Raw genomic sequence first — 22,369 nt, forward strand, 5'->3', positions numbered from 1 at the left:
AATCCCCTCAGACGATCGGGTCGTGGACGGTGACGAGCTTGGTGCCGTCCGGGAAGGTCGCCTCGACCTGGACGTCGTGGATCATCTCGGGGATGCCCTCCATGACGTCGTCCCTGGTCAGCAGCGTGCGCCCGGAGGACATCAGTTCGGCGACCGTACGGCCGTCACGCGCCCCCTCGAGAATGTGCGAGGTGATCAGGGCGACCGACTCGGGATGGTTCAGCCTGAGCCCACGGGCCCGGCGCTTCTCGGCCACGTCCGCCGCCACATGGATCAGCAGCCTCTCCTGCTCGTGCGGGGTCAGTTGCACGGCTTGCCACCTCACATCCTCGCTCCGGACCGTGCGGGGTCCGGTTGCCCGGTGCCACCAAAACCGCTGGTGGCGAGATGGGCACGCTAGTTGGCCGGAGTTTCAAGGACGTTAACCGGCCTGTGATCCACCCGGGTCACGTCGAGCGGGCCCGCCCAAGCTCATCAGACCGCGCAGACCGTCCTGGAACACTTCCACCGACGCGCCGCCGAAGAGGGCCATCTGTGCGACGAAGCCCTGGGCCGCAGCGACCATGGTCCGGGCGACACTCTCGGCCGGTACGTCGGCACGCATCAGTCCGGCTTCCTGATAACGCTCGACCAGCCGCACCCACGGCACCCGGACCTTGGCGTAGCCCTCATCGAGCACCTTCGCCAGCTCTCCGTCACGCAGGGTCTCGGCCCACACCTGGACGATCAGCCGGGGGAAGATGACCACCCCTTCGCGCGTCAGCCCCGGCCGCAGGCCGAGCATCTTGCCCATCACCTCCCCCACGATCACCTCCAGCGGCGGCAGCGGGTCCTGCTCCCCAGCTGTCTCGAAGGCGTCTTCGACTTCCTGGAGCACCTCGGTGACGATGGCGGCGATCAGCTCCTCCTTGCCACTGAAGTAGCGGTAGACGGCCCCGGCGGAGAGATCGACCTCCTTGAGCACGTCCTGCATCGACGTGGCGTGGAAGCCGTTGCGGGCGAAGCAGAGCGCCGCCCCGTCGAGGATCTGGCGACGTCGGGCGTCGAGGTGTTCCTGGGATACGCGGGCCATGCTCCACAAACTAAAACGAACATTCCTTCTTGACAAGACAGGCCAGTGGCAGGACGGTGGTGACGCACCTAAAACGAACGCTCCTTCTTTTTGGTTCCGGCAGAGCAACACCGAGTCGAGATGCGAGGAAAACAGCCATGGGGCACCGCCGCCACATGATCGCCGTAGTCGTCCTGGTCCCCCTCCTTGTCACGCTGGCACTCTGGGCCTTCGCCTGGCCCGCCGCCCGCCTCGCGCCCCGCGACCTACCGCTCGGCGTGGCGGGCCCGGCCGCCGCCGTCACCCAGGTGGAACAGCAACTGTCCACACACGAGGGCGCGTTCGAGATCCATCGCTACGCCGACGAGGCCGCCGCCCGGGACGCCGTCGAGAACCGGACCGTATACGGTGCCGTGATCGTCACCGCCCAGGGTCCGAAGCTGCTCACCGCGTCGGCCGCGAGCCCCGTCGTCGCCCAACTGCTTCAGCAGGCGGTGGCCGAACAAGCGGTTCGGTCCGGTGGACCCGGCGCACAGGTCAGGACCGTCGATGTCGTTCCCGCCCCGGCGAACGACCTCCGGGGCGCCGCCTTCGGCGCGAGCGTGCTGCCGCTGGCACTCGCCGGTGTGGCCGCAGGGGCCGTGGTCACGGTGCTCGGTCTGCGCGGGGTACGGGCGGTCGGCGCGCTGGTCGGCGCGGCCACGCTGGTCGGGGTCGTCGCCGCCGCGATCGCGCACAGCTGGCTCGGCGTCCTCACCGGCGACTGGTGGGCCGAGGCCGGCGTGCTGGGACTGACGACGCTCGCCGTGAGCGGCGCGGTCGCCGGGCTGGCCGCACTTCTGGGCACCGCGGGTATCGGCGTCGGGGGCCTGACCGTCATCCTGCTCGGCAACCCGTTCTCCGCCGCGTCCAGCGCCCCGCAGCTGCTGCCCGACCCGGTCGGCACGATCGGCCAGTGGCTGCCGCCGGGTGCGAGCGCCTCGCTGCTCCGCTCGGTGTCGTTCTTCGACGGCGCGGCGTCTCTGGGCCCCGCGCTGACCCTGACCTGGTGGGCGGCCCTGGGCCTGGGTGCCGTGCTGCTGGGCAGCACGCTCAAGCGCCGCACGGAGGACAGGAAGAGCGAGCCCGGCACGACCGCCGCCGAGCGGCAACCGGCCCTCACGAACTGACCGACCACCCACCCAGGGGCGCGGGGAACTGCGCGACAAGCCACAACGCGCCCGCACCCGCCCCACCACAGAATCTTCGAGCTCTCAGGGCGCCAATGCCAGGCGAAGGACCGGGTGCCCCGCCGTTCCGGCGGGGCACCCGGTCCTTCTCGCGCCGCGCCCGGCACAGCCCGCTTCAGCGCGCCCCCGGCCGCCGATGCTCCGCCGCGATGCCGAACCGCTGCCGTTCGACGGGCGCGGCAGCGACCTCCCTGACGCTGGAGACGGCGCTGGAGACCGCGCCGACGACCTGTTCCTCCGCCGCGTCCAGTTCGTCGAGGCGTTCCAGGTCGGCCGCCGAGACCAGGGCGACGAGGGGCTTGCCGTGCCGCGTCACGACGACGCGCTCACCGCCGTACACCACCTTGTTGATCAGGTCGGCGAGTTCAGCCCTGGCTTGCGTCACCGGAATCTCGTAGGCCATGTGTTCCAGCGTAAGCGCTCCGCTGGAGGGGCGGCGAAAGGTTGCCGGTTCACTGCGGCGCCGTTGGGCCCGGTCGCGCAGTTCCCCGCGCCCTTCGGGGGCGCTTGCGAACCCCAGGCCGAAAAGCTCACGCACCACCTCGCGCCAGGCTCTGTACGTCCTGTACATTTTTTACGGAAGCCATCGAGGAGGCGCACGCCATGAACGACGTCGACGAACCGTCAGCCCGTTACGTCCTGCCCGAGTTCACCGAACGCACCAGCTCCGGGAGCCGGACGCTGGATCCGTACTCGAAGCTCCTGGAGGAGCGGATCGTCTTTCTCGGGACGCCGGTCGACGACACCTCGGCGAACGACGTGATGGCCCAGTTCATGCATCTCGAATACCTGGCACCCGACCGGGACATCTCCCTGTACATCAACTCCCCCGGCGGCTCGTTCAGCGCGATGACGGCGATCTACGACACGATGCGGTTCGTCACCTGCGACGTGGAGACGATCTGTCTGGGGCAGGCGGCCTCCGCGGCGGCCGTGCTGCTGGCCGCGGGTACGCCGGGCAAGCGCAGCGCTCTGCCGGGAGCCCGGGTGCTGATCCACCAGCCCTCGCTGTCCGGGCCGGTCCATGGCCAGGTGAGCGATCTCTCCATTCAGGCCCAAGAATTGGGCAGGGTCCGTAACCTGCTGGAAGAGCTGCTCGTACGGCACACCGGCCAGAGCCCGGAGCGGGTCGCCGCGGACATCGAGCGGGACAAGATCATGGACGCCCAGGCCGCTCTGGAATACGGGCTGGTGGACCGGATCGTGCCCAGCCGCAAGTCGTCGCACCCCACCCCCGGTACGAGGTGAGCCGCCGATGCTTCCACCCGAACTTCCTCCGCTGCCCGCGCTGACGCGCGCGGAGGGCGAGTTGATCGACCGTTACCTCGAAGTGGCCGATCTGCTCGGCCGTATCAATCCCGCGTATCACGGAGACACCTACCGCGGGCTGCGGGCCGCGCAGGCGCTCGTCGCCAAGGCGGTGGCGTTGCGCGACGCGCTGGAGCTGATGCATCAGCGGGGCGAGGCCGAGGTGCACGCCCACACGCTGGCGCGTGCGCTGCGCGTCCTGGACGGGGAGCGCCGCACGGCGCGCGTCACCGTTCCGCGCGAGCCCGCCGGTTGACGTGCCGTACCCACGGGACCGCATCGGGCGGGCTCACCCGTGAGGTGACGGAGTGTCCGGAACGGCTGGGGAAGTGACCGGATGGCATCCCCCGTTCGGCGTAGTCACGGATCCTCCGTCCGGCCCGCACGACTTGCGCGAAACGCATGGTTCGTAACCGAATCGAGACCGCTGAACCCCTGGTCCGAGGGTGCGCGACCCCCTCGAAAGTCCTTCTGGAGTACGGGTGTCCACCCGAACGGGCCAGCGGTGAGTAACACCACAAAGCCCCGGTTCCATTGGGATTTTCCTACTTCCATGAGCCAAGATCCCTTCCTGACGACAAGCCCCCGCCACAAGCGGCGGGGCGATCCGGGCGGACGCCGAGTCCTGCCGCCGCCTGGATGACCGGTCGACAGATGTGCATCGGCAGGAGTGGAGGACCCAAGCACGACGGGTCGCCGGAACGGTCAAGCCATGACCGGACCGAGCAGCCCTTGGGGTGAAGCCGCGTCAGCGGCCGGGCAACTTCGCCAGCCCGAATCCGACAGGTCATCCTTCACAGGCGGCTGACGAAGGGTTGCGCATGTCTGCGCTCAATCGTGTCCCGTCGCTGATGACCCGGGCCGGTACGGCCTCGGCTCTCACTCTTGTCGCCGTGGGCGGCAGCCTGGTGATCCCCGGTGTCGCGACCGACGCCGCCGCGGCGGTCGCTCCGTCGACGAAGGCACTTCAGATCGCGGCTTCCAAGAAGGGCTCCGCGTACAAGTACGGCGCCGCGGGACCGAAGAGGTTCGACTGCTCCGGTCTGACGCAGTATTCGTTCAAGAAGGCGGGCAAGTCCCTGCCGCGTACGGCGGCGGCCCAGTACAACAAGACCAAGCACATCTCCGCCAAGAGCCGCAGGGGCGGGGACCTGGTCTTCTTCCACTCGGGCTCGAACGTCTACCACGTGGGCATCTACGCCGGGAAGGGAAAGATCTGGCACTCCCCGAAGACCGGGGACGTCGTCAAGCTCCAGAAGATCTGGACGAAGAGCGTCTGGTACGGCCGGGTCAGCTGACCTCCCCGGGGCGGGCCGGCGGCCTTGAGCCGCCGGCCCGCGCCGGACGTTCTCGGTGGTCCGCCGCACCGGCGAGACCCCGCACGCCGACGGCGCGGATTCAAGGCTCCTGCTGCCCGACCGCCGTCACCGGGGGCCTGGCCGGGACCGTCCACGGAAGTTCGATCGACACCGTCTTGCCGCCCTCCCGAGTGGGGCGGACACGCAGCCTGCCGCCCGACTCGGCGGTCAGCCAGCGAATGATGACCATCCCGCGCCCGTTGTCCTGCTGCACGGCGGCGGGCAGCCGTTTGGGGAAGCGCGGGTGGCTGTCGGTCACCCCGATGCGCAGGTGTTCGTCACGATCGAGGGCGATGTCCACCGTGAAGGTGGGTGACAACCCGAAGGTGTGCTGTACGGCGTTCGTGGCGAGTTCCGAGATGATCAGGCGGATCGTGTCGGCGGCCTCGGAGTCACCCGCCAGGCCCCATTCCGCCAGCACGTTGGCGACATACGCGCGGGCGGCGGAGACCGAGGCGGGATCGCTCGGCAGAGTGACGGATGCTTCCAGGTGGTCTGCCATGGCGACGTCGTCCCTTTCCCACAGGACCGGGGCCCGACACGGAGCGGCTGGTTCGAGTACGGTCCCGGACTGGTGCTTCGCGCCAGAGTGCCATTCCGGCACCGGTCACGGGGTGCGATCCACCAAGATATGCATATATCTGTCGCTCGAAGCGGTGAACTCTGCGACCCCAGAACGTATTCGGGCGGCTCATCAGGAGTAAGGGGTGGCCCATGCAGTACGGTCCCGCGGTGCGCCGCCGAAAGCTGGGTGCCGAACTGCGCGCGCTGCGTGCCAGGGCCGGGCTCACGAGCGGTCAGGCGGCCCGGCTGGTGGGCTGGCACCAGTCGAAGGTGAGCCGGATCGAGACAGGCGCGAGCGGGGTGAGACCGGCGGACGTCCGGTTACTTCTGGACGCGTACGCCGTGCCCGAGGGCGAGTCGCGTGAGTTGCTGCTCGTGCTGGCGGGGACCGAGGACGGCGACCGGCACAACTGGTGGCACGCCTACCGCGGCGTGCTGCCGCCCGCCTACCGGGATTTCATCAGCCTGGAGTCGCAGGCCGGCACCATGCGCACGCTGGAGACCTCGGTGGTGCCGGGGTTGCTGCAGACCCGGGAGTACGCCCGTGCGATGACCCGGGCCGCCGTGGACGGCCTGGAGGAGAAGCGGCTCGACGCCCTGGTCGAGGTGCGGCTGGCCCGGCAGGACGTGCTGCGTTCGGACCGGCCCCTGGCGTTGAGCGCGGTCCTCGACGAGGCGGTGCTGCGCCGCGAGGTGGGAGGTCCCGAGGTGATGACGCGTCAGCTGGCGCGGCTTCTGGAAGCGGCCCAGCTGCCTCAAGTGCGGCTGCAGATCCTGCCGTTCACCGCGGGTGCGTACATCGGTATCACCGGCCCTTTCGTTATCTTCTCCTTTCCGAGCACTTCTGACTTGGATGTGGTTGTTCTCGACCAGATGATGAGTAGCCTCTACCTCGAACGGAAAGAAGACCTCCGGGCCTACAGCGAGGCCTTCAACACCCTTCAGATCCACGCCCTTTCGCCCGAGGACTCGTTGGATTTCATCGCCGGTCTGCAGCACGGCGTGTGAGGAGGCACCATGACCGCACCGCCTCGGAACGTCCCGTCCGTCGTCGAACCGCCCGGTGTGCGATGGCTGCGCAGCAGCTACAGCACGGGCGCGAACAACTGTGTGGAGACGGCCCGTCCGGACACCGATGTCCCGGCCGGACCGCTCGCCGTACGCGACTCCAAGAACGCCACCGGGCCCGTCCTGCTCTTCTCCCCCGAGAGCTGGCAGGGATTCCTCACCGCGTTCCGGTGATCGCCCTACGACACACGGCCGCGGTCCGCCGACTCGTGGTCGTGTGTCACTGATCAACGGCACTGTGGATCTACGTGTCTACGGTCGGTTCCCGCCGATCACCTGTACCGCCCGCGCGATCTGTTCCTCGGCCAGGTCCGCGCGGGCGGTCAGCCGCAGCCGGGACACCCCGTCCGGCACGGACGGCGGGCGGAAGCAGCCCACGCCCACTCCCGCGGCCCGGCAGTCGGCCGCCCACCGCACGGCCCCCTCCGGGGACGGTGCGCGCACGGAGACCACGGCCGCGTCCGGCCGTACCGCCGACAGCCCCTCCGCCGTCAGCCGGGTGTGCAGATCACGCGCCACCGCACGCGCCCGTGCGGCCCGTTCGGGCTCGCGGCGCAGCAGGGTGAGGGCCGCGAGGGCCGCGCCCGCCGCGGCGGGGGCGAGACCGGTGTCGAAGATGAACGTCCGGGCCGCGTTGACCAGGTGTTCGATCACCGGGGCGGACCCCAGCACCGCACCCCCCTGGCTGCCGAGCGACTTGGACAGCGTGACCGTCACGACGACGTCCGGCGCGCCCGCGAGCCCGGCCGCGAACGCCGACCCCTGCCCGCCCTCGCCCAGGACTCCCAGCCCGTGGGCGTCGTCGACGACGATTCCCGCGCCGAACTCCCGGCAGACGGCGGCGAGTTCGGCCAGGGGTGCGGCGTCCCCGTCGACCGAGAAGACCGTGTCGGACACGGCGACGGCCGGTCCGGTGTGGGTGCCGAGCGCTTTGCGGAAGGCGTCCGGGTCGGCGTGCCCGACGACCTGGGTCGTCCCTCGGGCGAGGCGGCAGCCGTCGATCAGCGAGGCGTGGTTGCCCGCGTCGGAGACGACGAGGGAGCCGTGCGGTGCGAGCGCGGTGACGGCGGCGAGGTTGGCCGCATAGCCGGAGGAGAAGACCAGGGCGGCCTCGAAGCCGCAGAATTCGGCCAGTTCGCGTTCGAGTTCCGCGTGCAGTTCGGTGCTGCCGGTGACGAGCCGAGAGCCGGTGGCCCCGCCGCCCCAGCGCCGGGCGGCCCGGGCCGCGCCCTCGGTGACCTCGGGGTGGCGGGCCAGGCCCAGATAGTCGTTGCTCGCGAGGTCGAGGAGCGGGGAGTCGGCGGGACGGGGCCGCAGGGTCCGTACGAGCCCGGCGCGGCAGCGCGCCTCGGCCTGCTCGTCGATCCAGCCGAACGCCATGAGTCCTCCGGGCAGCTACGTGTTTGTAGGCAGTGGACAGACCCTAGCCGGACCCTCTGACTCGCAGGATGTGGCAATACCCACAGCGGGTTTTATCAAGCAATGAAAAAGACCAGGTCAGAGGCTGTATCACGCCCTAGACCGAAGATCGTTTCTCACAGTCTGTCGAGCAATGCTCAAGACCTGACAGCACTGCGGACGATGCCGAAAGCGCGTGACGCCGGCCTGAGCGTCCCGATCGGTAACTCTCCGTGCTTGTTCGGTACGGGGAAGGCGCCAACTGGCAGGGGCGCGAGCGCGCCGCACCAGCCCGGCTGCTCAACGCCGACCACGGCTCGGGTAGGCGGGGCGGCGGTCCGAAGGCCGCTCGGGCCCGGGACCCCAGCGGGCCAGACCGAGCAGTTTTCGAGAAGTACCGGCGACTCGGCCGCCCTACCGTCGAGGACATGAACTCCATCGACTCCGTCACCCTTGAGGTGGCCGACACCACGGCCGCCGCCCACTTCTACTCCACCGCATTCGGACTGGGCTCGTCGCACGTGCGCCTGCGTGCCTCCGAAGCCCCCACGACCGGCTTCCGAGGTTTCACCCTGTCGCTCGTGGTGTCCCAGCCGGGCAACGTCAACGCACTTGTCGGCGCCGCCCTCGACGCCGGCGCCACCGCCCTCAAGCCCACCTCGAAGTCGCTGTGGGGCTACGGCGGAGTCATCCAGTCCCCGGACGGCACGATCTGGAAGATCGCGACATCGGCGAGGAAGGACACGGGCCCGGTCACCCGGGACTTCGACGAGCTCGTGCTCCTGCTGGGCGTCGAGGATGTGAAGGCCACCAAGCAGTTCTACATCGAACAGGGCCTCACCGTGGGGAAGAGCTTCGGCGGCAAGTACGTCGAGTTCGCCACCGGGCCGGGCCCCGTCAAGTTGGCTCTGTACAAGCGCCGTGCCCTCGCCAAGGACGCGGGTGTCCCCGCCGTCGGCACCGGATCGCACCGCCTCGTGCTCTCCACCGACGCCGCCCCGTTCAGCGACCCGGACGGGTTCCTCTGGGAAACCACTACTCCCTTGACCGTCACCGCCTGACCCGATGACCTCCGATTACAGGACGGCACTGACAGAGGAGGCCCCCTAAACGCCCGGCCGCTCGCGTGAAACCGGACCTGCTGCCCGTTCAGCCGCCGTTCCACAACGCCGATCCGGTGGCACAGAGCAAGGATCTCGACATCTCTCTCCCGCTCGCTCATCGGCAGCAGTCCCAGCATCACGAACGCGTTCGTCACACCCAGGTACGCCAGTCTCAGCAGCACGACCGATCACCGGCCGCGCCAACCCGCACCGCGCGATACCGGCGACTCGATCGGCCTCGACCAACACCCAAACCCGATCCCACCTGAGCGGACGAGGCATTCGGCAAGGGCAGCGCCATGCTTTCGATCCCTTCGAAACGTGGGCTCTGTCCACGAGAACGCCAGGGCGCCGAACAGCCGCACGATCCGTTCCGGCCCCGCGCGGACCTGTCGAAGGTGACCGAGGTGAAGGTCGCCCACGGCCGAGACCGGCTGCGCGCCGACGGCTGCTTCGACGGCCAGGACGGCGGGCCGCTGTGCGAGGACGACGCCGACCGGCTCGCCGACTTCGTCCGCGGGACTGAGTGACCCATAGGCCGCCCAGCCTGGACGCTGTCATGGGCGAACGCCCCGTCAGGACGCAACCGGCCAGGGACGTTTGCGGCCATCGGATCTCTCTTCCGGCACCCCTGACCTGCGGCGAAAGTAGTTCCTGACACCGGGCGCCACACCCGCGAACAACCCTCACAGCTGTACCTGCAGGGCAGCTGTCCGGGCCAGGGACGTGCGTTCGCCCACTCGACTTCCGTGCCGCAGGAGAGACCATGAAGCTGAGCAACGTCATTCGCCGTACGTCCGCCACACTGGCCGTCGGGGCGATGTCCCTGGGGCTGGTCACCTTCGCCGGCGAGGCCGCGCAGGCCGTTGCCTCGTGCACCGGGAACGTGTCGATCTACGGCACACTGGCGGACGGCCGGCTGACGTACTCGCAGATCGAGCCGAACACCGGAGACCGCGTGAAGACGCTCATCGGCCCGAACCTCGGTTTCACACCGAAGGCGATGGCGACGCTCAACTTCAACACGGTGCTGGTCACTTCGACGGCCGGTGACCTCTACCGCGTCGACATCCAGACCAACAACACCGCCCTCGCGCTCGCCGGAGTCACCAAGATCTGGGACGGCGGCTGGACCTTCGACAAGATGGTCTACGACGGCGCCGGCCACCTCTACGGCACGGTCGACGGGCAGCTTCACCAGTACCTGGTGTCGCAGGACAAACCTTCCGGGTCGGCCCACATAGGCCAGCATGTCGTGATCGACACGGGCTTCGTCCTCAAGACGCTCGCCGCCGCGGGCGACGACCGCATCATCGCCTCCACCTCGGACGGACGCCTGCTCAGCTACAAGATCAACGGCGTGAACGACTGGGACCGCGCGGTGCTGAAGTCGAGCGGCTGGTCGGCGGTCGACTCGCTGTCCTCCCCCGGCGGGGGCCTCTACTACGGCCGCACCAACGGCGGCATGTACTGGTACCACGACTCCGACCCCACCGACGCGGACGGCTCCGACATCGCGTACCACCCGAGCGACCCGGTGGACGCCTCCGGCTGGACGCAGAGCCTGCTGTCGGCGTACGCGGACAACTGCGCCTACGTGCCCCCGGCCCCGCCGCACTCCGTGCAGGGCGGCACGATCTACCGCAGCGAGGTCATGACCCGGGCCAAGGACTGGTACAACCGCAACATCCAGTACAGCCAGAGCGCTTACGCCACCGACATCGAGGGCGACGACACCTACCGCACCGACTGCTCCGGCTTCGTCTCCATGGCCTGGCACTTCACCTCCTCGCTGACGACGCAGACCCTCGACAACGCCGCCGCGCAGATCTCCAAGGCCGACCTCCGGCCCGGCGACGCGCTGAACTCCAGCAGCGAGGGGCACGCGGTCCTCTTCGCGGGCTGGAAGGACCAGGACGCCGGCACCTTCTACTACTACTCCGAGGGCAGCCCGGACTCGGACATGAACTACCGGTCCGCGAACGCCTACAGCGGCACCATCGACAGCCACCCGGCCTCGGCGTACGTGGCCCTGCGCTACAACAAGATCGCCTGACGCCCCGGCCCCGCCCCGCCCCGAAGGCCCCGCCGACACCGGCGGGGCACTTTCGGCATGCGCGCATGCCCGGCCCAAGGGCCGGGAGCGGCCGTACGGGCAGACGATGTCCACCCCCTCGGAACGTCCGCCCGCACGACGAAGGGCGGCACTCCCTCCTCCGAGGGGCGCCGCCCTTGTGCCGTGTCCGTAAGCCCGCAACTACGGTTCTAGTACCAGTTGTTCGCTTGCCAGAAGTTCCACGCGTTGCACGGAGAGCCGTAGCGGCCGTCGATGTAGCTCAGACCCCACCTGATCTGGGTCAGCGGATTCTCGTGCCAGTCGTCGCCCGCGGAGTCCATCTTGGAGGCAGGCAGTGACTGCGGGACGCCGTACGCGCCGGAGGACTGGTTCGTGGCGTTCCAGCGCCAGCCGCTCTCGTGGTCCCAGAGGTTCTCCAGGCAGGCCCACTGGGAGGCGTTGGCCCAGGCCGCGTCCTTCTGGTTCATCAGCTGCCGCCCGGCCGCCTTGACCTCGGTGATGTTGCCGCGGTCGACGGTGTCCACGGAGGTCGTGCAGGTGTAGGTGCCGGGCTGTGCGGACAGCAGCTTCTGCGTCCAGCCGCTGGTGTTGACCGGGTCGTCAAGGTGGTACGAGATCTCCGTGCCGGAGCCGTCGGTCGGGTTGGCGTCCTTGTACCAGTACATGGCCCCGGTGGAGAGCCGTCCGTAGTACAGCCCGCTGCCCGGGGAGACGAGCTGGTTGAAGCCCGACCAGCCGGAGGACTTCAGGGGGTTGCTCTTCCAGGAACCGGCGCCCGCGACGGTGTAGTCGAGCAGCCGCCCGTCCTCGGTGGTGGCGCCGAGCCGGTCGTCGCCGGTGGCGGTGAGGGTCTTCAGCACGAACCCGGTGCCGATCTCGGTGCGTACGCCGATGTGCTGGGAGCCGGCCGGCTTGTCCTCGGTGACGTTGTAGCGCAGCAGCAGGCCGGAGGTGGTGGTGCCGTAGAGGTGGCCGTGACCGTCGTAGGTCAGCTTGTCGTGGGTCCAGCCGCTGTCGGCGATTCTCACCGGCGGGTTCAGCAGAGTGAGGCTGGTGTTGTTGGTCCTGATGTCGACGCGGTAGAGAGCGCCGCTGGTCGAGGTCATCAGGACGGTGTTGAAGTTGAGGGTCGCCATGGCCTGCGGCTCGAAGCCGAGGTCCGGTCCGACGAGCACCTTGGCGAGATCGCCGGTGGCCGGGTTGATCTGGCTGAAGGTGAGCCTGCCGTCGCCGAGTACACCGTAGATGTTGACGCCGCCCGAGCAGGTGGTGGCCGCGTCGGCGGTGGGAGCGGTCACCGTGAGGAGGGCGGTGCTCAGTGCGGCGGTGGTCAGCAGACCGGCTGCTCTGCGGCCGTGGGTGCGGATGGTCTTCACTTCTGGTTCCCCCGGGGGCGGTTGGTGTCGGGCAGTCAGTGGCGGCGCGGACGGCCTACTGCCAGCCGGCGTCGGTGAGGGCGGCCTGCCGGCCGGCGTCGGCCGGGACGGCCTGCCAGCCGGCGTCCGCGGTGACGACGGAGGAGGACTCGGCGGCGTCCGTCCCGTATGCCGAGGTGACGGTCGGGGTGGCGAGGGCCGCGGTGACCACTAGGGAGACGACCGCGACGGCCTTGGCGACACGGGTGCGAGACATGGCTGTCCGTTCCTTCCGGGACGAGGGGTGAGGTCCGGCCCGCCGTCGCGTCCCGCGGTGACGCGCTTACCGGCCGGTGATCACCAGGTTCGTCGCCGCCCGGGACCTTGAGAAGGGTTCCTCGGTGGACGGAAAGGGCCTTGGACCGATACGTCCACACGGGCCGCTTCAGTCCACCGGCTGCGCCTCGAACGCCAGAGGTAACAACGGCACCCCGGCCCCCGTCAGTCGCGCTCCCGCCAACTGCGGCACGTCGCACAGCAGTCGGCCACAGAGGCGGACGGCCCGTTCCTCGGCCTCTCCCAGCCCGTCGGCCAGCAGGTAGAGGCCCAGGGTGAGTCGGGAGGAGGAGCGGGGATGCACGGAGACGTGCTCGACGCGGTCTCCGGGAACGAGGGACGCGCGCACCAACTCACGGACGTCCGGCGGCAGACGGTTGCCGGGAGGGAGTTCCAGGTGCGCGTGGACGAGATACATGCGCTCCAGCGTCTCAACGGTTGCGGCCGCCAAGTCCGCCTGACGGGTGGCCGGTTGTGTCCCTGGCCCGTTCCGGCCCGCCCCTGTGACGAAACGTCTCCGTTCTGCGAAGATCGGCGCTGAGGAGGGGTCGTTGTGTGCAGAAACGGGGGGACACACGTGCTGACCGCACTCGGGCTCGACGCTGTCGCGGAGACGGTGTACCGCGCCATGCTCAGACATCCGGCCGCCGGTGTCGCGGACCTCGGCGACGCCGTGGAGCTGTCTGAGGAACAGGTGCGCGACGCCCTCGACACCCTGAGCGAGCTGGCGCTGGCGCGTCCCGCCGCCGGGGACGCGGGGCGGCTGCGGGCGGTCTCGCCGGACATCGGCATGGAGATCCTGATGGCCCGGCAGCAGGCCCAGCTGGCGGCGCAGCAGCAGCGCCTGGAGGCCTCGCGGGCGGCCGCGGCCCAGCTCATCTCGGAGTACGCCGAGCTGAGGCCGGCCGCCAGTCACCCCGGCGTGGAGCAGTTGGTGGGGCTCGATCAGATCCGTGACCGGCTGGCCGTGCTCACCCGTGAGGTGCGCGAGGAGTTCCTGACGTTCGCGCCGGGCGGGCCGCAGACCGCGGAGAACATGGCCGCGTCCCGGCCGCTCAACGAGGATCTGCTCGGCCGTGGGGTGCGGATGCGCACGATCTACCTGGACAGCGTGCGCGCCAACCGGCCCACTGTCGAGCACGCCAACTGGCTGGCCGGGCTGGGCGGTCAGGTCCGCACGGTGCCGTCGCTTCCCACCCGGATGATCCTCATGGACCGGCGGATCGCCATGATCTCCGTCAGCAGCGACGACACCGCCGCCGGCGCGGTGCTCCTGACCGGACAGGGCACGCTCACCGCACTGTGCGCGCTCTTCGAGACCATCTGGGAATCCGCCCAGCCGCTCGGCTGGCTCGTACCCACCGACGCGCACGGCCTCACCGGCCAGCAGTCCACCGCCCTGCGTCTGCTCGCCGAGGGCCACACCGACGAGGCCATCGCCAAGCGCCTCGGAGTCTCCCATCGCACTGCCCGCCGCATAGCCTCCGAACTCATGGACCGCCTCGGCGCCCGCAGCCGCTTCGAGGCCGGCGTACGAGCCGTCCAACAGCACTGGCTCCCGCCCCACCCGTAACCCGCGCGGGCCATCCACGTTGACCTGCGTTCGCTCAAGATCCGGTCGTGCGCCTCGCGGTCCCCGACCGCTGGGTGGGGATGTCGAGAGCTTCCAGAACAGCCCGCATCAAGTCACGCACGGCTCTTGAGGGAACAGCCCTTTCGGGGTGTTGTAGGAACCCTCCATACTGATCCACTGGCCCTTTCGTCTCACTCATGTCTCTCACCAAATCGGCGGCGAGATGCGGACTTTGGGCCTCTGACCCGGTCATCCGTGCTCTCTGTTGACCCTGCGTACCGGGGTGGGCATGTTACATACCCCACACGTCGAAGCACCTCTCTTGTACGAACCCTCCTTTCCCTCAGCCCGCCCCATACGTCAGGATCGGCTCCCATGGACCTGCTGACGACGCTGGTGGACAAGGGGCTGCGGCGCGAGCTGCCGACCCGCGAAGAGGCGCTGGCCGTACTGGCGACCTCCGACGACGATCTCCTCGATGTGGTGGCCGCGGCCGGGAAGGTGCGCCGGCACTGGTTCGGGCGGCGGGTGAAGCTCAACTATCTGGTCAACCTGAAGTCCGGTCTGTGCCCCGAGGACTGCTCCTACTGCTCCCAGCGCCTCGGCTCCACCACCGGCATCCTGAAGTACACCTGGCTCAAGCCGGACGAGGCCTCGAAGGCGGCGGCGGCCGGACTGGCCGGGGGCGCCAAGCGGGTCTGCCTGGTGGCTTCCGGGCGCGGCCCGACGGACCGGGACGTGGACCGGGTCGCCGGCACGATCAAGGCGATCAAGGACGAGAACGAGGGTGTCGAGGTGTGCGCCTGCCTCGGACTGCTCTCCGACGGCCAGGCGGAGCGGCTGCGTGAGGCGGGCGCCGACGCCTACAACCACAACCTGAACACGTCCGAGGCCACCTACGGCGACATCACCACCACCCACACCTACGAGGACCGGGTCGACACCGTCCAGAAGGCCCACGCGGCCGGACTGTCCGCCTGCTCGGGCCTGATCGCGGGCATGGGCGAGAGCGACACGGACCTCGTCGACGTCGTCTTCTCCCTCCGCGCCCTCGACCCCGACTCGGTTCCGGTCAACTTCCTCATCCCGGTCGAGGGCACCCCCCTGGCCAAGGAGTGGAACCTCACCCCGCAGCGCTGTCTGCGCATCCTGGCGATGGTCCGGTTCGTGTGCCCGGACGCGGAGGTGCGGATCGCGGGCGGCCGTGAGGTCCATCTGCGCTCGATGCAGCCGCTCGCCCTGAACCTCGCCAACTCGATCTTCCTCGGCGACTACCTCACCACCGAGGGCCAGGCCGGCCAGGCCGACCTCGACATGATCGCCGACGCCGGTTTCGAGGTCGAGGGCTCCGACCAGGTGACGCTGCCCGAGCACCGCGCGGCGGCGCGCGCCGGGTGCGGATCCCACGAATCCGCGGGCGGCGGGTGCGGGTCGCACGAGGGCGGCGGTGTCTGCGGTACGTCCGCGCCCGCCACCCCGACTGCCGCCGAACCCCGTACGGACCTGGTCACCGTCCGCCGCCGAGGTGCCGGAACGGACCTCGCGCCCAATGCCTGACCTGGCTGATCTGCCTCTGTCCCAGCTGCTCGACCTGGACCGGCGGCACGTCTGGCATCCGTACGGGCCGATGCCGGGCCGCGTCGAACCGCTCGTCGTGGAGTCGGCGAGCGGGGTTCGGCTGCGGCTCGCGGACGGTTCGGGTGAGCTGGTCGACGGGATGTCGTCCTGGTGGTCGGCGATCCACGGCTACAACCACCCGGTGCTCAACGAGGCGGCGCGCGAGCAGCTGTCGCGGATGAGCCACGTGATGTTCGGCGGGCTCACCCACGAGCCCGCCGTACGGCTGGCGAAGCTCCTTGTCGACTTGTCGCCGGACGGACTTGAGCACGTCTTCCTCGCCGACTCGGGGTCGGTGTCGGTCGAGGTCGCGGTCAAGATGTGTCTGCAGTACTGGCGTTCGGTGGGCCGACCGGCGAAGCAGCGCCTGCTGACCTGGCGCGGCGGCTACCACGGCGACACCTGGCAGCCGATGTCCGTGTGCGACCCCGAGGGCGGCATGCACGAGCTGTGGCAGGGCGTGCTGCCCCGCCAGGTCTTCGTGGACGCGCCGCCCACGGAGTACGAGGAGTCGTACGCCGACCAACTGCGCTCGATGATCGAGCGGCACGCCGACGAACTGGCCGCCGTGATCGTCGAACCTGTGGTGCAGGGCGCGGGCGGGATGCGGTTCCACTCCCCCGCCTATCTGCGGGTGCTGCGCGAGGCGTGCGACGCGTACGGCGTACTGCTGGTGTTCGACGAGATCGCGACCGGGTTCGGGCGCACAGGCACACTGTTCGCGGCGGAGCACGCGGCGGTGACCCCTGATGTGATGTGCGTGGGCAAGGCGCTGACCGGCGGTTATCTGACGATGGCGGCGACGCTGTGCACGGCCCGGGTGGCCGACGGCATCTCGCGCGGCGAGGTCCCGGTGCTCGCCCACGGCCCGACCTTCATGGGCAACCCCCTGGCGGCGGCCGTGGCCTGTGCCTCGATCGGTCTGCTGCTCGACCAGGACTGGCAGGCGGAGGTCAAGCGGATCGAGGCCGGACTCCGGGACGGGCTCGCGGGGGCGGCGGAACTTCCCGGGGTCCGGGACGTGCGCGTGCTGGGCGCGATCGGGGTGGTCCAGCTCGACCACGAGGTGGACATGGCGGCGGCCACGGCGGCGGCCGTGCGCGAGGGCGTGTGGCTGCGGCCGTTCCGCGATCTCGTCTACACCATGCCGCCGTACGTCACCGGCGACGCGGACCTGGCCCGGATCACACGCGCGGTGTGCGCGGCGGCGGAGAGGGGATGAACATGCCGATCCTGGTGATCACGGGGACGGGCACGGAGATCGGCAAGACCGTCACCACTGCCGCCGTCGCCGCCACGGCACTCGCGGCGGGCCGCACGGTGGCCGTGCTCAAGCCCGCGCAGACAGGGGTACGACCGGACGAGCGCGGTGACGCCGACGAGGTCGCGCGGCTCGCGGGCGACGTACGGACCCTCGAACTCGCCCGCTATCCGGACCCGTTGGCCCCGGCGACGGCCGCCCGACGAGCCGCGCTGCCACCGGTGCGGCCGGCCGAGGTGGCGGAGGCCGCCGCCAAGCTCGCCGCCGAGTACGACCTGGTGCTGGTGGAGGGTGCCGGCGGGCTGCTCGTACGCTTCGACGACGAGGGCGGCACCCTGGCGGACGCGGCCGAGTTGCTGGCCGCGCCGTTGCTCGTCGTCGCGTCGGCGGGCCTGGGCACCCTCAACGCGACAGAACTGACGGCCCGTGAACTGTCCCGCAGAGACCTCCGGTTGACGGGCATCGTCATCGGCAGCTGGCCCGACTCCCCCGACCTGGCGGCCCGTTGCAACCTGGCCGACCTGCCGACGGTCGCCGGAGCCCCACTGCTCGGGGCCCTGCCCGCAGGAGTCGGGGCACTTCCCCCGGCCAACTTCCGCACGATGGCCGGCACTTGGCTGGCGCCGAGCCTGGGCGGAACATGGGACGCGCCGGAATTCGGGGCACGAGAAGCGCCGCGCCTTTAGGGGCGCGGGGAACTGCGCGATCAGCCCCCACCGGCGGAAAGCCGACTCACAACCCCTCCTCCCCCAACAACCGCACCAGCTCGATCCTCGACCGAATCCCCAACCGCGAGAACACCCCGCGCAGATGATGATCGATCGTGCGCGGACTCAACGCCAGCCGGACAGCGATCTCCCGGTTGGTCGCACCGTCAGCAGCCATCCGCGCGACCATCAACTGCTGTGCGGTCAGGCGTGTGGTGAGGTCCGTCGGCCGCGTGGTGAGGGTGGCCGGCGCGCCAAGTGCCCGCAACTCCGCCCTCGCCTGCGTCGCACAGTGCGGCGCCCCGAACGTCTCGAACGCCTCCAGCGCACTGTGCAGCCGGTCCCGCGCCTCGGTCCGATGGCGCAGCCGACGCAGCGTGCTGCCGAACAACAGCTCCGTGCGAGCGCGTTCGAAGTCACGGGTGCCATGGGCGTGCAGGTCGAGAGCCGTGCGGTAGTGGTCGACCGCTTCGGCGCCGGGGGCGAGCAGGGCGCGGCAGCGGGCGCTGAGAGCCAGGTCGTCGGGGCTGCGGACGGCGGCGGCCCAACGGTCGTAGTCGGCGTGGGCGGCCCGTGCGACGCGCGTGTCGCCGGTGCGGACGGCGGCCTCGACATAGTGCGGGGTGGCCAGGTGCCGGATGGCGCGGTGGCCGTGGCCGGGGCCGAATCCGGCGAGTGCGCGCAGCCGGGCGGCGGCGCTCTCGAAGCGGCCGGTGGACAGGTCGAGGAAGGCGAGCGCCCAGAGGGCGAGCGCGGCGGGCAGGCCCAGACCGTGGGCCCGGGCGTGGGTGCGGGCGGCCTCGGCGCGTTCCCGGCAGACCTCGCCGTCGCCGGTCACCGCCGCGAACATGGCGAGGGCGGCCTGCAGATGGCAGGCGCCGTTGTCCTGGCCGGTGGCGTACGCCTGCCAGAGGGCGTCGGCCGCGGCGGCCTCGGCGACGCGTGGGCGTCCGGTCCAGAAGTCGGCGTAGGCCCGGAACTCCATGGCCTGCGGAACGGTCACGGCCTCGCCCCGGGCGCGGGCGGAGGCGGCGGCCCGTACGGTGGCGCGTTCGGCGCCGGAGTGGTCGCCGAGGAGCAGTGCGGCGATGCCGGAGTGGATGAGCAGGGTGGGGTCGCCACCGGGTCCGCAGCGCCCGGCGGCGGCCTTGAGGAGGTTGCGGGCGTCCTCGTACCGTCCCTCGACGGCGGCGGCGAGGCCCGCGAGGGTGCCGGGCGGGATGACGCCGAGCCGCGCGGCCACGGTGGCCGCCTCCCGGCAGCGGCGGAGGTCGCCGGTGTAGACGGCGGCCTCGGTGGCACGTGCCAATAGGTGCACAGCGGTGTCCAGGGCGGGGTTCGGGACGCTGTACGAGGACTGCGCGGCCGGGTGCGAGTCCCGGGAGCCGTAGGGGTGGGACGGATACGGGTACGGGTCGTCCGGTGCGCCGAATCGTTCCGGCGGGCCGTACCGGGACCCCTGGCCCCTGGCGGAACGATTCAGCACACTCCCCTGCTCCAGCGCGGCCCTCGCATGCCGCACCGCTGCCGTCAGCAGCCCGTCGAAGGCCTCGGTCGCGTTGCCCGACCGCAGGGCGAGCATGCCGTTCAGCGCGCTCTCGTCCGAGGCCGAGACCAGACCGCGGGCCCGGTCCCCGTCGCCGCGGTGCCACGCGTCGGCGGCGGCCCGGGAGAGCAGCCGGGACCGTTCGCGCGGGTCGGGCGAGAGAGCGGCGGCGCGCTCGCCGAGGGCGCCGGCCAGGAGGTGGTCGCCCAGTTCACGGGCCTCGTGCGCGGCGGCCCCCAACTCGGCGGCGAGCCGTGCGCTGGGGCCGAGGGCGCCGGCGCCCCGGTGCCAGGACCGCCGGGGCGTCTCACCGTCGCCGTGCAGAACGCGGGCCAGCAGGCGGTGCGCGTCCCGCCGGTCCGCCGAGGACCCGGACTCGTACGCCGCGATACGTGTCCAGGCGTCGCGGAAGACGACTCCGCTCGCCGTCGCGTGCGCGATCCCGGCGGCCTCGGCTGCTTCGAGGGCCCCGGTGTCGAGGTGGGCCGCGGCGACCGCGCGCAGGAAGGCCTGGGTCGCCACCGGGTACTGGTCGGCGGCGGCCAGGAGGAGGAGCAGCCGGGTGTCGTCGGGCAGGGCACGGATGTGCAGGCGGTGCGCCCGCAGCAGTTCGGGGGCGAGCGCGGTGGGTTCCGCCGGGAGCGGGTCGAGGCCCGCCGCCTGCCGTTCGGTGAGCAGCGGTACGAGTTCGGCGGCGGCGCGCGGATCTCCGTAGGCGGCGCGGAGGACGCGCACACGGACGCCTTCGGGAAGCGGGGGGCCGAGCTGGTGCCACGCGTCCGTGGGCTGCGGTGGCGAAATGCGCGGCTGGGGCGGGGGATTCACCGAGGTCACCACAGAAATCACGTTACTGGCGAGTTACAAGGCGCGTAAAGACCGGCGATTTCACCGATGCGGCGCGCGTAGACCCGGCCTGACACTCCAGCCAACCCCACGCATACCAGGAGGCACCATGCAGCGCCGCATGCGACGCATCACAGCAGCCGTCTCGGCCGTCGTGTCCTCGATGCTCCTGTCCCTCTCGCTCACCGCGACCCCCGCCCAGGCCGCGACCCACAATCCGATCGTCTTCGTGCACGGCATCAGCAGTTCGTCGAGCAGTTGGGACGACTGGGTCGCCGACTTCAAGGCCGACGGCTACACGGCCTCCGAGCTGGACGCCTGGACGTACTCGTGGTCCCAGTCGAACGCCACGACGGCCCAGCAACTGGCCACCGAGGTCAAGAGGGTGCTGGCCGCGACAGGTGCCTCGAAGGTCGACCTCGTCGTCCACTCGATGGGCACGCTCAGCGCCCGCTACTACCTCAAGAACCTCGGCGGCACCGCCTACGTCGACGACTTCGTCTCCACGGCCGGCACCAACCACGGCACGACGCTCGCCTCGTGGTGTGCGTGGCTGTACACCTCGTGCTCCGAGATGAACACGGGAAGTTCGTTCCTGACCTCGCTCAACTCGGGCGACGAGACCCCGGGCAGCGTCTCGTACGCCAGTTACTGGTCCAACTGCGACGAGGCGCTCAACCCGGACAGCACGGCGCTCCTGAGCGGCGCCACGAACGTCGGGGTCGGCTGCATCTCGCACGACGAGATGAACAACGACCACGGCGTCTACACGCAGGTCCGCGACTTCGTCGCCTGATCCCGGCCGATTCCGTCCGATCCCGGCCGCTTTCCGTCGACAGCGAGGGTGCGCGGGTCCCGTCAGGAGGACAATCGCGGCAAGGCCAGTCCTCCCAGGGAGGTCCCCATGCCGCTACCGTCCACCGCCGGCTCCGGCAAGGTGCCGCGGGATCCCGTGCACCATCCGCTGTTCGCCCGTTACTACGCCCGGCTCAGCGTGGCCGCCGAGACCCGGATGGGTCTGGGCGCACTGCGGGGCCGGCTGCTCGCCGGGCTCTCCGGGCGGGTGATCGAGATCGGCGCCGGCAACGGGCTGAACTTCGCGCACTGTCCAAGCACCGTCTCCGAGGTCGTCGCGATCGAACCCGAGCGTGTGCTGAGGCAGTTGGCCATGGAGGCGGCGATGCGCTGCGAGCTGCCGGTCGATGTCGTCCCGGGTGTCGCGGAGGCGCTGCCGGTGAAGGGCGAGGCGTTCGACGCGGTGGTGCTCTCGCTGGTGCTGTGCGGTGTCCGGGACGTCTCCCGGGCGCTCAGCGAGGTACGGCGGGTGCTGCGGCCCGGCGGTGAGGTGCGGTTCTTCGAACACGGCGTCGGGGGCGGTCCCGCGATGCGGTTCACTCAGCGCGCCCTCGACCGGACGGTCTGGCCCACGCTCGCCGGCGGCTGCCATCTGTCCCGGGACCCGGTCGCCGCACTGCGGGACGCCGGCTTCGAACTCGGTCCGTACCGGCGGCTGCCGCTCTCCGAGAAGGGACCGCGGCTGCCCATCTCGTACTGCGTGATGGGCACCGCGTGGCGTCCCGCGCGGCCAGGAGCGGAGTCGAAGCCGACGCCGGACGCCTCATAGGCTCCACTGGCGCAGTTCGTGCGCGATGTCGTGCACCGAGGCGTCGCCGGTCTTCACCAGCCGGGCCAGGTCGCGCACCTGCTCGGGCGAGGTGACGACCTTGACCCCGCTGGCGATGAGGTAGGCATAGGCGACCGCGGAGGCGAACAACGCGTTGGAGCGCTCCAACGCCGGTACGTGCAACAGGAGCTGCAACAGGGCTGCGGCCCGTGCGTGCGGGTTGTCGTAGACGGGGATGTCGAATATCTCGGCCTCGTGGCGGGCGACGGCGGCGACCAGGGCGCCCCAGTCGGAGACCTGGGGGTCTCCGGGCGTCTTCCGTTCGGCGATCATGAGCAGCCAGGCGAGATC

The 22,369-nt window shown here is 70.4% G+C and carries 25 protein-coding genes and 1 riboswitch; of the genes, 15 read left to right on the top strand and 10 right to left on the bottom strand.

Annotated elements, in window-relative coordinates:
• Positions 1-7: 7 nt before the first annotated feature.
• Both PV734_RS15950 and PV734_RS15955 read right to left on the bottom strand, forming a co-directional pair.
• The gene (locus PV734_RS15950; RefSeq protein WP_006374883.1) at positions 8-310 is read right to left on the bottom strand and encodes an urease subunit gamma; all 303 of its coding nucleotides are present in this window, start codon (positions 308-310) and stop codon (positions 8-10) included.
• Between the two features lie 111 nt (positions 311-421).
• A complete protein-coding gene (locus PV734_RS15955; RefSeq protein WP_319098341.1) occupies positions 422-1,072 on the bottom strand; it encodes a TetR/AcrR family transcriptional regulator in 651 nt (216 codons plus the stop codon).
• A gap of 137 nt (positions 1,073-1,209) precedes the next feature.
• Between PV734_RS15955 and PV734_RS15960 the strand changes: the two genes are divergently transcribed.
• Positions 1,210-2,220, top strand: coding sequence for an ABC transporter permease (locus PV734_RS15960; protein ID WP_319098342.1), 1,011 nt, complete (start codon positions 1,210-1,212; stop codon positions 2,218-2,220).
• A 175-nt stretch (positions 2,221-2,395) separates the two neighbouring features.
• Here PV734_RS15960 and PV734_RS15965 read toward each other — a convergent pair whose 3' ends face one another.
• Complete coding sequence (locus PV734_RS15965; RefSeq protein ID WP_319098343.1) at positions 2,396-2,683, bottom strand: type II toxin-antitoxin system Phd/YefM family antitoxin; 288 nt, start codon at positions 2,681-2,683, stop codon at positions 2,396-2,398.
• Between the two features lie 200 nt (positions 2,684-2,883).
• Between PV734_RS15965 and PV734_RS15970 the strand changes: the two genes are divergently transcribed.
• From PV734_RS15970 to PV734_RS15980, 3 genes are all read left to right on the top strand, one after another.
• Positions 2,884-3,528, top strand: a complete 645-nt coding sequence (locus PV734_RS15970) for an ATP-dependent Clp protease proteolytic subunit (RefSeq protein WP_319098344.1) — start codon at positions 2,884-2,886, stop codon at positions 3,526-3,528.
• 7 nt (positions 3,529-3,535) lie between these two features.
• Positions 3,536-3,844 (top strand): hypothetical protein, encoded by a 309-nt coding sequence (locus PV734_RS15975; protein WP_105975329.1) that lies wholly within the window; start codon positions 3,536-3,538, stop codon positions 3,842-3,844.
• Positions 3,845-4,226: 382 nt separating this feature from the next.
• Positions 4,227-4,406, top strand: a riboswitch (cyclic di-AMP (ydaO/yuaA leader).
• A gap of 3 nt (positions 4,407-4,409) precedes the next feature.
• Positions 4,410-4,886, top strand: a complete 477-nt coding sequence (locus PV734_RS15980) for a C40 family peptidase (RefSeq protein WP_319098345.1) — start codon at positions 4,410-4,412, stop codon at positions 4,884-4,886.
• A 100-nt stretch (positions 4,887-4,986) separates the two neighbouring features.
• Here the strand turns inward: PV734_RS15980 and PV734_RS15985 are convergent, their stop codons facing one another.
• Positions 4,987-5,448, bottom strand: a complete 462-nt coding sequence (locus PV734_RS15985; RefSeq protein ID WP_319098346.1) for an ATP-binding protein — start codon at positions 5,446-5,448, stop codon at positions 4,987-4,989.
• 212 nt (positions 5,449-5,660) lie between these two features.
• Between PV734_RS15985 and PV734_RS15990 the strand changes: the two genes are divergently transcribed.
• Positions 5,661-6,518, top strand: coding sequence for a helix-turn-helix transcriptional regulator (locus PV734_RS15990; protein WP_319289970.1), 858 nt, complete (start codon positions 5,661-5,663; stop codon positions 6,516-6,518).
• Positions 6,519-6,527: 9 nt separating this feature from the next.
• Positions 6,528-6,752 (top strand): DUF397 domain-containing protein, encoded by a 225-nt coding sequence (locus tag PV734_RS15995; protein ID WP_319098348.1) that lies wholly within the window; start codon positions 6,528-6,530, stop codon positions 6,750-6,752.
• 78 nt (positions 6,753-6,830) lie between these two features.
• Here PV734_RS15995 and PV734_RS16000 read toward each other — a convergent pair whose 3' ends face one another.
• Positions 6,831-7,958 (bottom strand): 8-amino-7-oxononanoate synthase, encoded by a 1,128-nt coding sequence (locus tag PV734_RS16000; RefSeq protein ID WP_319289972.1) that lies wholly within the window; start codon positions 7,956-7,958, stop codon positions 6,831-6,833.
• 446 nt (positions 7,959-8,404) lie between these two features.
• On the opposite strand from PV734_RS16000, the gene PV734_RS16005 reads away from it, so the two are divergent.
• The 3 genes from PV734_RS16005 (at position 8,405) to PV734_RS16015 (ending at position 11,135) form a co-directional block, all read left to right on the top strand.
• On the top strand, positions 8,405-9,037 hold the full coding sequence (locus tag PV734_RS16005; RefSeq protein WP_319289974.1) for a glyoxalase: 633 nt from the start codon (positions 8,405-8,407) through the stop codon (positions 9,035-9,037).
• 341 nt (positions 9,038-9,378) lie between these two features.
• The gene (locus PV734_RS16010; RefSeq protein WP_319098351.1) at positions 9,379-9,609 is read left to right on the top strand and encodes a hypothetical protein; all 231 of its coding nucleotides are present in this window, start codon (positions 9,379-9,381) and stop codon (positions 9,607-9,609) included.
• Positions 9,610-9,845: 236 nt separating this feature from the next.
• Complete coding sequence (locus tag PV734_RS16015) at positions 9,846-11,135, top strand: tachylectin-related carbohydrate-binding protein (RefSeq protein WP_319098352.1); 1,290 nt, start codon at positions 9,846-9,848, stop codon at positions 11,133-11,135.
• Between the two features lie 209 nt (positions 11,136-11,344).
• On the opposite strand, the gene PV734_RS16020 is transcribed toward PV734_RS16015, so the two are convergent.
• The 3 genes from PV734_RS16020 to PV734_RS16030 form a co-directional block, all read right to left on the bottom strand.
• Complete coding sequence (locus PV734_RS16020) at positions 11,345-12,532, bottom strand: tachylectin-related carbohydrate-binding protein (RefSeq protein WP_319289975.1); 1,188 nt, start codon at positions 12,530-12,532, stop codon at positions 11,345-11,347.
• A gap of 55 nt (positions 12,533-12,587) precedes the next feature.
• Positions 12,588-12,788: a hypothetical protein gene (locus PV734_RS16025; RefSeq protein WP_319289977.1), complete on the bottom strand. Its 201-nt coding sequence runs from the start codon at positions 12,786-12,788 to the stop codon at positions 12,588-12,590.
• A 168-nt stretch (positions 12,789-12,956) separates the two neighbouring features.
• Complete coding sequence (locus tag PV734_RS16030; RefSeq protein WP_319289979.1) at positions 12,957-13,265, bottom strand: hypothetical protein; 309 nt, start codon at positions 13,263-13,265, stop codon at positions 12,957-12,959.
• 159 nt (positions 13,266-13,424) lie between these two features.
• Here PV734_RS16030 and PV734_RS16035 point away from each other — a divergent pair, with 159 nt between their 5' ends.
• The 4 genes from PV734_RS16035 to bioD all read left to right on the top strand — a co-directional run bounded on the left by PV734_RS16035 (position 13,425) and on the right by bioD (position 17,984).
• Positions 13,425-14,420 carry a helix-turn-helix transcriptional regulator gene (locus tag PV734_RS16035; RefSeq protein WP_319289980.1) on the top strand — a complete coding sequence of 332 codons (996 nt, stop codon included), beginning with the start codon at positions 13,425-13,427 and terminating at the stop codon, positions 14,418-14,420.
• Positions 14,421-14,795: 375 nt separating this feature from the next.
• Positions 14,796-15,977, top strand: coding sequence for a biotin synthase BioB (gene bioB / locus PV734_RS16040; protein WP_319098358.1), 1,182 nt, complete (start codon positions 14,796-14,798; stop codon positions 15,975-15,977).
• A complete protein-coding gene (locus PV734_RS16045) occupies positions 15,970-17,259 on the top strand; it encodes an adenosylmethionine--8-amino-7-oxononanoate transaminase (protein ID WP_319289982.1) in 1,290 nt (429 codons plus the stop codon). Before bioB ends, PV734_RS16045 begins: the two co-directional genes overlap by 8 nt.
• A 2-nt stretch (positions 17,260-17,261) precedes the next feature.
• Entirely contained in the window at positions 17,262-17,984 is a 723-nt protein-coding gene (gene bioD / locus PV734_RS16050) for a dethiobiotin synthase (RefSeq protein ID WP_319098391.1), read from the top strand.
• 46 nt (positions 17,985-18,030) lie between these two features.
• Here the strand turns inward: bioD and PV734_RS16055 are convergent, their stop codons facing one another.
• Positions 18,031-20,388 (bottom strand): helix-turn-helix transcriptional regulator, encoded by a 2,358-nt coding sequence (locus PV734_RS16055; RefSeq protein WP_319098360.1) that lies wholly within the window; start codon positions 20,386-20,388, stop codon positions 18,031-18,033.
• Between the two features lie 115 nt (positions 20,389-20,503).
• On the opposite strand from PV734_RS16055, the gene PV734_RS16060 reads away from it, so the two are divergent.
• Positions 20,504-21,190 (top strand): esterase/lipase family protein, encoded by a 687-nt coding sequence (locus tag PV734_RS16060; RefSeq protein WP_319098361.1) that lies wholly within the window; start codon positions 20,504-20,506, stop codon positions 21,188-21,190.
• A 108-nt stretch (positions 21,191-21,298) separates the two neighbouring features.
• Entirely contained in the window at positions 21,299-22,018 is a 720-nt protein-coding gene (locus tag PV734_RS16065) for a class I SAM-dependent methyltransferase (RefSeq protein WP_319098362.1), read from the top strand.
• On the opposite strand, the gene PV734_RS16070 is transcribed toward PV734_RS16065, so the two are convergent.
• Positions 22,013-22,351, bottom strand: coding sequence for a fic family toxin-antitoxin system, toxin component (locus PV734_RS16070; protein WP_319098392.1), 339 nt, complete (start codon positions 22,349-22,351; stop codon positions 22,013-22,015). The genes PV734_RS16065 and PV734_RS16070 overlap by 6 nt on opposite strands.
• Positions 22,352-22,369: the final 18 nt, after the last annotated feature.

The organism is Streptomyces sp. AK08-02 (assembly GCF_033795085.1).
Classification (GTDB): Bacteria; Actinomycetota; Actinomycetes; order Streptomycetales; family Streptomycetaceae; genus Streptomyces; species Streptomyces echiniscabiei.